An 11,557-nucleotide genomic window follows, 5' to 3' on the forward strand; every position below is an offset into this window, starting at 1 on the left:
TGAGTAGGGTGTGTTAGCTATTCGTAACGCACCATTTTAAATCATTGACATCATCAAAAAATCCCCCTCCTCATCCTGTACATCCTTTCATCAGTTGACAGGGAACAGCCAACAAAATGCAAAAAAAACCGCGAAAAATTTGCTTTTTAGGTATTGACAAAGGATTTTAAATATGTTATCCTTATCAAGATAAGGAAGAACTATCTTAAATTATTTATAAACAATTTAATTAATAAAACAACAAAATCCCCGACTTCTTTGAGAGGTTGGGGATTTTGTTCAAGATCAAGCCTTACAGCATGGGTACAAACTGAGACTTATCAGGTACTTCCGCATACTCAGCCACGATTTGTCTAAGTTCGTCACCATTAATGGTTTCTTTTTCAATCAACAAATCAACTAAACGATCTGCAAGACTACGATGATCACGCATGATCTTCTTAGCGCTAGCATAGCATTCTTCCACAATCATTCTGACTTGAGCATCAATGCGACAAGCGATAGACTCGGAATACTCGGAACGGGTTGTCCAGTCACGACCCAGGAACACCTCACCCTGTTGGCTTTCCAGAGATAAAGGACCTAGATCAGACATTCCGAACCGTGTTACCATTTGTCGAGCCATGCCTGATAACTGCTGTAAATCTCCACCAGCGCCAGTTGTTACTTCTGCTGCTCCAAAAATTACTTCTTCAGCAGCCCGACCACCTAAAGCCCCGGTAATTCTGGCCTTTAGCTGAGAACGGCTAATTAGACCTTGTTCTTCATTAGGCATAAACCAAGTTAAACCCTGGGCTTGTCCTCTGGGAATCAAAGTCACCTTTTGGACGGGGTCATGGTCTTTAAGTAAAGTCCCCACTAAAGCGTGTCCAATTTCATGATAAGCAATCAACCGCTTACTCTTGCTGTCTACCAGGGGAGTACCTTCCATCCCCGCAACTACGCGGTCTACAGCATCATCAATTTCCGCTAAAGTGATACCCTCTTTGCGTCTTCTAGCAGTGAGAATAGCCGCTTCATTGAGCAGATTAGCTAAATCTGCACCGGTAAACCCTGGAGTGCGACGGGCGATCGCTTCTAAGGACACGCTATCATCCAACTTCTTATTTCTAGCATGAACCTGTAATACTTCCAAACGGCCTTTAATGTCTGGAGCATCTACCGTTACTTGTCTATCGAAACGACCAGGACGCAACAAAGCCGCATCTAACACATCAGGGCGGTTGGTAGCAGCAATAATAATAATGCCAGTATTGCCTTCAAAACCGTCCATTTCCGTTAATAATTGATTAAGGGTTTGTTCCCGTTCATCATTACCACCACCAATACCAGCGCCCCGTTGACGACCCACAGCGTCAATTTCATCAATAAAGATAATACAGGGAGCGTTATCTTTCGCTTTCTTAAACAAATCACGGACACGGGAAGCACCCACACCCACGAACATTTCTACAAATTCCGAACCGGAAATACTGAAAAAAGGAACACCAGCTTCACCAGCGATCGCTTTAGCGAGTAAAGTTTTACCAGTTCCTGGAGGTCCAACTAATAGTACACCCTTGGGAATCCGAGCGCCAACAGCGGTAAATTTTTCAGGTTGTTTCAGAAAAGTGACAACTTCTTGTAATTCTTCCTTTGCTTCTTCAATTCCCGCCACATCATCGAATTTTACCCCAGTTTTCGCTTCCATTTGGAAACGAGCGCGGGATTTGCCAAAATTCATCGCTTGTCCAGGACCACCGGGAAGATTATTAGAACGACGGAACAAAAAGAAAAGTCCCGTAATCAATAAAACCGGGAAAATCAAATTACCCAGAAGTCCCCAGATTGCCCCGTCATTTCGCATGGGGTGGGCATCAAAGCTCACTTCCTTCTGCTTCAGCTTTTGGATCAATTCCGGGGCATTCACGGGCAAATCTACCCGCCAGCGTTGAGTGCGATTTTCGATGTCTTGGTCATTGGCCTCAATAATTGCCGTTCTCCCACCATCGTAAAGATCCACATTAATAACACGATCTGCGTCCAAATATTCCAGAAAGCGACCGTAGGTCATGCGGGTATTGGCAGCATTTTTACCCGTATCCGCAGAAGTGCCTGTAAAAGTGCCTTGCCAGAAGAAAAAGCCAATTACTAAGGCCAGCACTGACCAAAGTGCTACGACTCTCCAAGAAAATTTCATCTTTAATTTGCCTCTAGATACTAATATGACTGCTTTTGTAACGGATGTTTATAAATCCATTTTGTAATTTGAGCCATAAAACGTCGGTTTGCTTATGGCAGATTCATGAAGTTTGTCTAGAATCTTAATTAAATTTAACCTAATTCTCATAGTAATACCAATTAAAAATTAAAAATTAAAAGTTAAATATCCCCAAAATCATACCCAGTAAGGATTTGGGGCTAATTTATATTTTGCTATCTCTATTACTAATTTTATGCTGGACTGCACAGGATTACCAAATTCATTTATTTTTCTTTATCTGTGTTTATCTGCGTTTATTGATATAGTTTATCTATTCTATGCTTTAAAGCTAAATACAACGGAAATATTACGGAGAATAGACCACGAAGAAACGAAGAAGCGAAGGTAAGAGTTTTAGAGAGATTTTTCGTGATGGGTGATAGTGTCATCGCTGATCTTGTAACTAATCATCGGTTAAAATATAGTAGACTTCTTGTGGAAATTTTTATGAAAGCAGAGTTAACAGCCATCATTGAGAGAGCAACGGAAGGAGGATATTGGGCAATTTGTCCAGAAATTTCTGGTGCTAATGGTCAAGGTGAAACCATTGAGGAAGCGAAAGAGAACTTGGAACTTGCTATTCAATTGATTATTGAAGATCGTATGGCAGATATCCGCAGGGGAATCACAGAAGATGCGATAGAAGAGACCATTTTAATTCCATGAAACGTAAAGAATTAGAAAAAAAGTGAAAACAAGCAGGTTGTTACTTAAAACAAGAAGGTGGTTCTCATTCTTTATGGATTAATCCTCAAACAGGTGTCATTGAGGCTGTACCAAGACATACAGAAATTAAGGAATTTTTAGCCCAGAAAATTCTTAAAAACTTAAATGCCGAATAAGTAGGTGAACACAATAAAACCAATCTGTGTAAAGAAAAGTAAAATCGCCCAAAACCTCTTCACTCTGTTCAACCTTCTCTACAAGGGTTTCAAGTCACGCACATTTAATTCTCACAAGATGTCTAATCATTTACTTAGCTCCCATAATTTTTAAAGTATAAGGTAGGGAATCATTTTCCTTGTAAGAACCAATCCAAATTTGGTAAGTTCCTGGTAGCCATTCACCAACAACACCGGGATTTTTACCATCAAAGTCATCATTACACCAAGTTCCACCAGGTCCTTTGATAATCATGGTCGTGTCCGCAGGACTGTTAACTACTAATTTTAGGTATTCAAATTTACTCAATAGTTTCAGCGTATGATCGGGTGCTTCATCCATAAATCCCTTACAAGGTCCAGTTGATGTTGTTTCTGTTTCGGCTATTTGGCTTCCGGGTATTGAACCACCACTCATTCCCCTGACTGTCAATGGATCTGGGGAAAATGGATATTGAATAGTAACATTTTCAAAAATCTGGGAAACTCGTTGAGCATTAGCCACTTGAGTAAATCCACCTGTAGTCCAGAGTATAATCATTCCTGTAGTCAATACTTTTTTGGACATTGTAATTATAGAAATTTGCTAAATACCTTTAAAGACATAAATTTACGGTCTCAAGTTCCTTTAGAGAAAAGACTTGAGTACCGCTGTGAGAATTTAAAATTCCAGAAAATTCTTACCCAATACTCAGTAATTAATTATTGCTAATTGCCTGATTTAAACGAGATTTATCTAAACCAATCTGATTTAATAGTAACCAAGATTGAATTAAATCTGGTCCGTGTACGTCCCCAGTTAAAGCTGCTCTGAGCGATCGCATCACTAAGCCCTTTTTCACATTTTCTGTTTTTACAACTTGCTTAATTATACCTTGAGCTATATCTGCTGATAAATTTGGTTGACTCTCTAAAGCTGTAGTAATTGCTTTGAGTACAGTTTTAACACCTTCCTGCTGTAGTTGTTGACTACCTTCTTCAGTTAATTCTACACCATCAGTAAAAAATCCCTTGGTCATTTCCACAGCATCTACCAACCGAGTCAAACTAGCAGCAATTAACCCCGTTAATGATTCTAACCAAGGACGTTCTCTACCACCGTTCAATTGATAACCAGCTTTTTCCCAGAAGGGCATAAGTAAATCTGTAAGTTCCCCAACTGGCTTATGATGGAGATATTGGCTATTCAACCAGTCCAATTTATCCCAGTCAAATTTAGCACCAGCCTTATTCACTCGCTCAAAGCCAAAATCCTGAGCCGCTGATTCCAAATCAAAGATTTCTTGCGTGGAATCCCCTGGCGACCATCCTAATAAAGTCATATAATTTACTAAAGCTTCCGCCGTAAAACCCAGATCCTGAAAGTCACAAATGGAAGTTACTCCATCTCGTTTCGAGAGTTTTCGCCCTTCTTGGTTTAAAATCAAGGGTGTATGGGCAAATTCGGGAATTTTCGCCCCCAAAGCTTCATATAGTAAAATCTGTTTAGCTGTATTAGCGATATGGTCTTCACCCCGAATCACATGAGTAATTTCCATATCAATATCATCCACAACCACCACAAAATTATACAATGGTTGACCACTACCATCACTAGAAGCGCGAGCAATGACCATATCACCACCCAAATCACTACCACGCCAACTCATTTTACCCCGTACTAAGTCATTCCAAACAATTTCCCGATCATCGGCAATTTGGAAACGAATTACAGAAGAACGTCCTTGAGCCTCAAACTCAGCCCTTTGTTCTGGAGTTAAGTACCGATGACGGTTATCATAACGAGGTGCTTCACCTTTAGCCTTTTGCGCTTCTCGTAAAGCGTCTAATTCTTCAGATGTGGTATAACAGCGGTAAGCTAGTCCTTGATCTAGTAGTTTTTCAACTGCTTCCTTGTAAAGTTCTAAGCGTTGAGATTGGAAAAATGGACCTTCATCCCAATTCAATCCTAACCAGCGTAGTCCATTGAGAATATTATCTGTATATTCTGGACGCGATCGCTCTAAATCTGTATCTTCTATTCTTAAAATAAACTTGCCATGATGGTGACGAGCAAACAAGTAATTAAATACAGCCGTTCTCGCTGTACCAATATGTAAATTTCCGGTGGGACTTGGAGCTATACGGACTCTGACGGTCACAGTTGATTCTCTCTTTTATACAGCACAATTAAACTTACTGATATAAAACCTATGAGTATATATGAATATCTCAGCATTTTACATTCAGCACTTTTGAACAGGAATAAGGAAACCCGAAACTTAATCACGGGTAACAGGCTTGATTATAACCCAATTTAAGTTTCTTTTCCTATTCCTACATGGTATATTGTCCAGGGCGAACGATGGGACTCGAACCCACGAATGGTGGTACCACAAACCACTGCCTTAACCACTTGGCTACGCTCGCCATTCAACTTATTTTTCAATAATAACACTAACTAAAAAAATGATCAAGCCTTTTTGATCAGAAATTTAGATAATTTTCTTGGTAGTCTTTTAAAGACCAAGAACTACCCACCTCAAGTTGAAATATGAAACTTTTAGCTACTCTCATCAGTGTAGGGGCAGTAAGTGTTACTATATTAGGGGTGATTATGGCCAAAACCAACCCCAATCAGATTGAGTATGAAAAGTATGCAGTTCACAAGCTGACAACATACCTAGAAACTGATGTATGTCAAAAGACTCCGAATTTCCTGGAAAGATTAATTAAAGTTGATTGTAATCAAATGCTTCAATCGGTTAAACCAGAAATCAAAGAACTTATTACCAGTACGACCAGCCGACAAGACTATATAATCTTTAGTATTTATAGAAGTGAAATTAAACTTGATTCTTCGATACCAGGTTACAAATTTGAAACTGTGGGAGCATTGAATCAATTTTATACCTACAATGCTGAACAAAAATAGGGAATAGGTAGGAATTTTACCAATGACAACTAATGACTAATACAGCTTATCTTTTAGTATCTCACGGAAGTCGTGATCCTCGTCCACATTTGGCCATGCAGCAATTAGCTAGGCTGTTAAGTGAGATGTTACCCCAAGGGGAAGACTTGATAGGTATTGCTACCTTAGAGGCCAATATCCAACCTTTACATCAACAAATTCAAGATTTCGCTGATCAAGTTCAGGCTTTTGGCTGTAAAATAGTGCAAATTATCCCCCTATTTTTGTTACCGGGCTTTCATCTCATGACTGATATTCCCGCAGAAATAGCACTGGCACAAGAGGTAATAAATGAAAGCATAAAAATAGAATTATGTCCTCATGTCGGTAGTTATCCTGGGTTAGAAAAGTTTGTTTCTAGGATGATGATGACAGTAAAAGCTGATGTATCAATTATCCTAGCTCATGGCAGTCGTCGTCCTGGTTCTCATAGACCGGTAGAAAATATAGCAGCTAGTGTGGGTGCATTTACAGCTTATTGGTCTGTACCTCCCAGTTTAGAACTAAGAGTCAAGGAATTGATTACCGCTGGTTATGAACAAATTGCGATTTTTCCCTACTTTTTATTTACAGGTGGCATAACTGATGCGATCGCTTTGGCAGTAGAAACGCTAAAATTGGAGTTTCCATCAGTAACTTTTCAACTCGCACCACCTTTAGGAACAAGTCGAGAATTTGCTGATTTAATCGGGGATTTGATCAAAGAAGGGGAAAAAGTTTTTGGGTAAAGTTTATTTAGTTGGTGCAGGTCCAGGAGATCCTGGACTCATGACTATCAAGGGAAAAGATTTATTAGCTTGTGCAGATGTAGTTATTTATGATGCTTTGGTAAGTCCAGAAGTATTAAATATGATTAATCCCGCAGCAGAACAAATTAACGCTGGTAAACGCATGGGTAGACATTCTTTATTACAAGAAGCTACCACAGAATTACTGATAGAAAAGGCGGCAAATCATGCTGTTGTCGTCAGACTCAAAGGTGGTGATCCCTTTATTTTCGGTCGTGGTGGGGAAGAAATGGCAGAATTGGTAGCCGCAGGGATTCCCGTAGAAGTTGTACCAGGGATTACATCAGGAATAGCTGCTGCGGCCTATGCTGGTATTCCTTTAACCCATCGCCTTTATAGTTCTTCTGTAACTTTTGTAACTGGACATGAATCTGCTGGTAAATATAAACCCCAGCTAAATTGGCCAGCAATAGCCCATGGTTCAGAAACAATTGTAATTTATATGGGTATACACAATTTAGCCTACATTGTAGAGCAGTTAACTGTAGCGGGGTTGAGTTTAGATACACCCATGGCTTTAATTCGCTGGGGAACTCGGCCAGAACAGGAAGAATTAATTGGTGAATTGGGGACAATTGTAGCACAAGTAACAGAAAAAGGATTTCTCGCACCTGCAATAGCCGTAATTGGAGCAGTCGTTAAAATGCACGGTATATTATCTGACTCTGTACAGGAGAAAAAATAGAGGAAAAGTTTGGTTAGGGTTACACTGATTAAATCCTTTTTATTTGTCCTTTGTGTTGATATTCTGTTGTTGAATAATCTCGCTAATTTCTGCCAAACTTAAATTTAAAACCTGTGCGATTTGTTCTCTAGTTAAACCCAATGCGATCAAACCAGGAACTGCGTCTAACTTGGCTTTGCGTTCACCTTCTTCTTTTGCTTCTTGATAAAATCGGGTTTGTTTTAACTCACTTAATCCAAACATAGCTTCTATTTCCTCCCTATTCATTCTTGGAAACTTGTAAATTAAAATTGTCTCGATGATTTGTAATAGTTGTTGCTGTTCAAGTTGAGAATTGATCTCTTCTTTAGTTCTAGTGATTAATTCTCTAGCTTGGGTAATGGAATTATCTGGGTTAGCGATGATTAGTTTTATTGTAGCAATCCCAATGGGTAAAGATGTTGTTTCTGCTAATTCATCGAGATAAATAACTCTAACTCGTTGACTGGTGAAAAATTCTTGATAATGCTGAATATCTCTTGTATCTATGCTGCTGGTTGGATAGATAACTACCGCACTCCAGTGATTTTTGGGGTTGTTTTGGCGAATGTAAAGAAATATTTCGCTAAAAAGTCTATGGTAGAGATCCTTGTCTGATTGAAATTGTACTTCTAAAAAGTAGATGGGGTTATCTGTATTTTGGTTAGGTAAGAAAACTCCATCTATTCTCAAGGCTGTTTGTTTGACTTCAACTGATGAAAATTGATAAAGTTCGGCTAGTTGGGGGGAGTTACCAATCAGTTCAAAAAATATGCTAGGTATTTCTTGAAACAATCGGTAAAATATGCTGTCTGTTTTCATTTTAAAAAGTTGTTTTTAGCGATATCCAGGCTTTCATCAAGTGTTACCCCAAATTCTAGCGTATTAAACCCGGATTTTTATAAAGAAATCTCTAAAAATCCACTATTTCATCAATTAAATCTTTTTGAAAATAATTCATCTGTCTCAAAAAATTATGTAAACAATTGAAGAAGCTAAAAAACAACTTGATATGCTGATCAAAAAAGCTAGGTAGGATAAGTTATCGCTCAAATACAAGAATACAAATCTTTTTGATACAGATCAAGCTAGATGTGAATATTTAAAGGTTATGTAATTTTTATCCCTCCTCGAAATTCCCGCAGAGCTTGAGCATGATTTTCTATATTAATACAACCCATCAATAAATCTACATCTAAACTCGGTAAGAGTTGCGATTTACTAACAGCTTCATAGCCATCATTTCCTAAAGTATAAAACAATAATTCATCATTCATCCAAAACCAAACTTCAGGAATTTGTAACCGTTTGTATGCTTCCAGTTTATTAATTCCTCCACTACTAACAACCACCTCAATCACTAAATCAGGGCGTTTTCTATTTGCTCCCAATTCATAAGATTCATCAGCTTCTTTTTTGACCTTTTCAAATTCATTTTCTAGGGTAACAGAACCAGTAGGAGTAAAATCTAATTCCAAAAATTCTAAATAAATTTCTAGTAAAGCACCAATACGTTTTTTGATAGTTTCGTGTTTTTTCCCTGGCATTTTCCGAATCTCCAAGACTCCATCTAAAAAAGATAACCTTAACCCTGGGCGATCAATTAGCTGTTCAACAGCTTTAAATTCTCTCCAGGTTAAGTCACTAATTAAAATTGGTTCTGCTTCTCGTTCAATGAGTGTAGTTATCATAATTTAAACCCAAATTTAGAGATTGAATTTTGCTCAAGGTGATATCATATAAAAACAGATTATCATAAAAAATATCATGCAAGCATACAAACTCAAAGGAAAAATTGATCAATCTGGTAACTTGCTGATTACCGAACTTGTGAATTTACCCCCCGGAAATGTGGAAGTAATAGTCTGGCCAGCTACAGATACCCATGATCATACCACAACCAGTGAACCAGCACCAGAAACACCAAAAAGACGAACTAAAATCAAGGCTTTGCAAAACTGGTTTGAAAAAACCCAACCCGCACCTCCTGATTTTGATCCAGATCAAGCTAAATGGGAACATTTAAAGGAGAAACATAATCTGTGAAAATCTTGCTTGATACCAACATCATTATAGATATTTCCACAAAAACAATGATAAAATAGTTTGTGAATCAAGTCTTTGTTTGTGCCTATTCTCAATTCAATTTACACAAGAAGATAAATAATTATGCTATCAGTTGAAGAGTTAATTCAAGAAGCCTTGTCTTTACCCAGTTCTAGCAGAGTATTTTTAGTAGAAAAACTAATTGAAAGTCTAGAATCTGATATTGATGAAAATATCCAAAAGATTTGGAACACAGAAGCTAAAAAACGCCGGGATGAAATACGTAATCATACTGTTAAACCAATTTCTGGAGAAATCGCTTTAGCTCAAATTAGACAAATTTTAGAAAAATGAAAAATGAAAAATGCAGAAAATGAAATTGAAATAGCACAAAATTTTATCAATGCTGTTGAAGATGCCATTTTCCGAATTATTGAATCACTTAAACGCTATCCAGTTAGCGATGAAGATATTCGTCGGTGTTTAGTGCGTAAGTTTTCCTATGGAATACTCTATACCATAGAAGATGAATACATTTTAACTGTAGCGGTTATGCACTGTAGTCGTAAACCAAAATATTGGCAAGAAGTGAACCAGCGCCAGAAACACCAAAAAGAATGGTACAGCAAAGAGAGGAATCCTTGATGATTTGAGAGGATGTTTTACTAGGAGATGATGATGAAAGTTGTCTGGAGTAGTTGATTCAAGGAGAGTTAGCGGGTTTGTGGTCTTGTTCTGTTGCTTATGATTGTAGAATTATCTTTAACTTTTCTGAGGATGAGAAGTTATTAGAAATGGTTATTTTATTGATAGATATTGGCAGCCATGATGAGGTTTATTAACCTGATTTGTGAATTTTTACACAATGTGTTCAAAAATTATTTTCAGTAAATCCTCTTGAGAAAAAGGCTTTTCTAAATAACCATTAGCTTTGACAAATTTGGCTTTTACTCTATCCCTTAATCCCATTCTTTCTGTCATCAAAATTATAGGAGTATCTTGATAATGTGTGTGTTTTCGTAATAAAGAACAGATTTCATAGCCATTTAAATTAGGCATTTCTATGTTTAGTAAAATGATATCTGGTTGTACTCGCAGAATTTCCATTAAAGCTTGGGAAGAATCTGTAAATTTGATCACATTGAATATTTGTTCATCCAAAAATTCTGACACAGCATTTAAAATTTTCTGATTATCATCTATGGAAAAAATACTGCATTTCTGCTTCTCTCTGATAAAGGAGTTACTTGACTGATTTATATTTCCCTGATTATTAACTTGATCAGAATTGCTTTTGGGTAATTTTTCCTGGGATGTTTTGGGTACTTCTAACTGATAATAAGGTTCAAAATTCAAATTTTCTTGAACATCAACTTTTGCTGCTGATTGACATGGTTCTACTAAGGCTTTTAAATTTAAATGGCAAAATTTAGGCAGATTGTCTAAAAAAGTATTAGGAACAAATTCATAACTGCCATATTTTAAATTCAGCAAGGATTGTAAAACTTCTAGTGCTAACTCCTCAATTAGTAAAGCCGCTTGAAAATGACTAATATATTTTTGATTAACTAACCAACAAATAGCTAAATAATCTGGACTTGGTATTGAATGATTCTCAATATCTTTTTCAAAAATCATCCGCACTTGTTCATTAATTCCTCTGGGGAGAGTTGAGATTTGCTGACTTAATCTCTGTAAGTTCCGGTAAAGAGGTTTAAACATTTCTTCAGAATAACCAGCGTAAATTAGTTTACCCTGATCCATATATATTGACCAAGCACCAGATTCGCTAAATACTTGCAAACAACCAGTGTACGAACTATTAGTAATCTTCTTTAATATGTTGATTGGTTGTAGTTTTTGGAAAAATCTATATCTACTAATAGGAGTAGCGTTCATTTTCTGGGATGGTTCATTAAAGTTGTTTTTCATTATCAGTTACTC

General features: G+C 37.4%; 14 protein-coding genes and 1 tRNA gene. 8 read left to right on the forward strand and 7 right to left on the reverse strand.

The features are described from left to right. Positions 1-292: 292 nt before the first annotated feature. On the reverse strand, positions 293-2,179 hold the full coding sequence (ftsH2, locus tag FFO06_RS13040) for an ATP-dependent zinc metalloprotease FtsH2 (RefSeq protein WP_137908433.1): 1,887 nt from the start codon (positions 2,177-2,179) through the stop codon (positions 293-295). Between the two features lie 510 nt (positions 2,180-2,689). Here ftsH2 and FFO06_RS13045 point away from each other — a divergent pair. Continuing rightward, positions 2,690-2,908, forward strand: a complete 219-nt coding sequence (locus FFO06_RS13045) for a type II toxin-antitoxin system HicB family antitoxin (RefSeq protein ID WP_137908434.1) — start codon at positions 2,690-2,692, stop codon at positions 2,906-2,908. A gap of 77 nt (positions 2,909-2,985) precedes the next feature. Next, on the forward strand, positions 2,986-3,084 hold the full coding sequence (locus tag FFO06_RS22580) for a hypothetical protein (RefSeq protein WP_322745923.1): 99 nt from the start codon (positions 2,986-2,988) through the stop codon (positions 3,082-3,084). A gap of 130 nt (positions 3,085-3,214) precedes the next feature. On the opposite strand, the gene FFO06_RS13055 is transcribed toward FFO06_RS22580, so the two are convergent. The 3 genes from FFO06_RS13055 to FFO06_RS13065 all read right to left on the reverse strand — a co-directional run bounded on the left by FFO06_RS13055 (position 3,215) and on the right by FFO06_RS13065 (position 5,532). After that, on the reverse strand, positions 3,215-3,691 hold the full coding sequence (locus FFO06_RS13055) for a hypothetical protein (protein WP_190372553.1): 477 nt from the start codon (positions 3,689-3,691) through the stop codon (positions 3,215-3,217). A 130-nt stretch (positions 3,692-3,821) separates the two neighbouring features. Continuing rightward, complete coding sequence (gene gltX / locus FFO06_RS13060; RefSeq protein WP_137908435.1) at positions 3,822-5,264, reverse strand: glutamate--tRNA ligase; 1,443 nt, start codon at positions 5,262-5,264, stop codon at positions 3,822-3,824. A 195-nt stretch (positions 5,265-5,459) separates the two neighbouring features. Next, a tRNA-His gene (locus FFO06_RS13065) sits at positions 5,460-5,532 on the reverse strand. A 124-nt stretch (positions 5,533-5,656) separates the two neighbouring features. On the opposite strand from FFO06_RS13065, the gene FFO06_RS13070 reads away from it, so the two are divergent. Genes FFO06_RS13070 through cobA form a run of 3 tightly spaced genes read left to right on the forward strand, consistent with a single transcriptional unit; the run spans position 5,657 to position 7,549 of the window. Beyond that, a complete protein-coding gene (locus FFO06_RS13070; protein WP_137908436.1) occupies positions 5,657-6,037 on the forward strand; it encodes a DUF4359 domain-containing protein in 381 nt (126 codons plus the stop codon). 32 nt (positions 6,038-6,069) lie between these two features. After that, a complete protein-coding gene (locus tag FFO06_RS13075; protein ID WP_137908437.1) occupies positions 6,070-6,804 on the forward strand; it encodes a sirohydrochlorin chelatase in 735 nt (244 codons plus the stop codon). Next, complete coding sequence (cobA, locus tag FFO06_RS13080) at positions 6,797-7,549, forward strand: uroporphyrinogen-III C-methyltransferase (RefSeq protein ID WP_137908438.1); 753 nt, start codon at positions 6,797-6,799, stop codon at positions 7,547-7,549. Before FFO06_RS13075 ends, cobA begins: the two co-directional genes overlap by 8 nt. A gap of 39 nt (positions 7,550-7,588) precedes the next feature. On the opposite strand, the gene FFO06_RS13085 is transcribed toward cobA, so the two are convergent. Both FFO06_RS13085 and FFO06_RS13090 read right to left on the reverse strand, forming a co-directional pair. After that, a complete protein-coding gene (locus FFO06_RS13085) occupies positions 7,589-8,389 on the reverse strand; it encodes an Rpn family recombination-promoting nuclease/putative transposase (RefSeq protein WP_137908439.1) in 801 nt (266 codons plus the stop codon). A 287-nt stretch (positions 8,390-8,676) separates the two neighbouring features. Then, the gene (locus tag FFO06_RS13090; RefSeq protein WP_137908440.1) at positions 8,677-9,258 is read right to left on the reverse strand and encodes a Uma2 family endonuclease; all 582 of its coding nucleotides are present in this window, start codon (positions 9,256-9,258) and stop codon (positions 8,677-8,679) included. Between the two features lie 76 nt (positions 9,259-9,334). Here FFO06_RS13090 and FFO06_RS13095 point away from each other — a divergent pair, with 76 nt between their 5' ends. The 3 genes from FFO06_RS13095 (at position 9,335) to FFO06_RS13105 (ending at position 10,258) form a co-directional block, all read left to right on the forward strand. Beyond that, entirely contained in the window at positions 9,335-9,613 is a 279-nt protein-coding gene (locus tag FFO06_RS13095; RefSeq protein ID WP_137908441.1) for a hypothetical protein, read from the forward strand. Between the two features lie 123 nt (positions 9,614-9,736). After that, the gene (locus FFO06_RS13100; RefSeq protein WP_137908442.1) at positions 9,737-9,967 is read left to right on the forward strand and encodes an addiction module protein; all 231 of its coding nucleotides are present in this window, start codon (positions 9,737-9,739) and stop codon (positions 9,965-9,967) included. 3 nt (positions 9,968-9,970) lie between these two features. Then, a complete protein-coding gene (locus FFO06_RS13105; protein ID WP_137908443.1) occupies positions 9,971-10,258 on the forward strand; it encodes a type II toxin-antitoxin system RelE/ParE family toxin in 288 nt (95 codons plus the stop codon). A gap of 213 nt (positions 10,259-10,471) precedes the next feature. Here FFO06_RS13105 and FFO06_RS13115 read toward each other — a convergent pair whose 3' ends face one another. Next, positions 10,472-11,512 carry a response regulator gene (locus tag FFO06_RS13115; RefSeq protein WP_137908482.1) on the reverse strand — a complete coding sequence of 347 codons (1,041 nt, stop codon included), beginning with the start codon at positions 11,510-11,512 and terminating at the stop codon, positions 10,472-10,474. Positions 11,513-11,557: the final 45 nt, after the last annotated feature.

Origin of the sequence: Dolichospermum planctonicum, assembly GCF_005402965.1 — a bacterium.
Taxonomy (GTDB): Bacteria; Cyanobacteriota; Cyanobacteriia; order Cyanobacteriales; family Nostocaceae; genus Dolichospermum; species Dolichospermum planctonicum.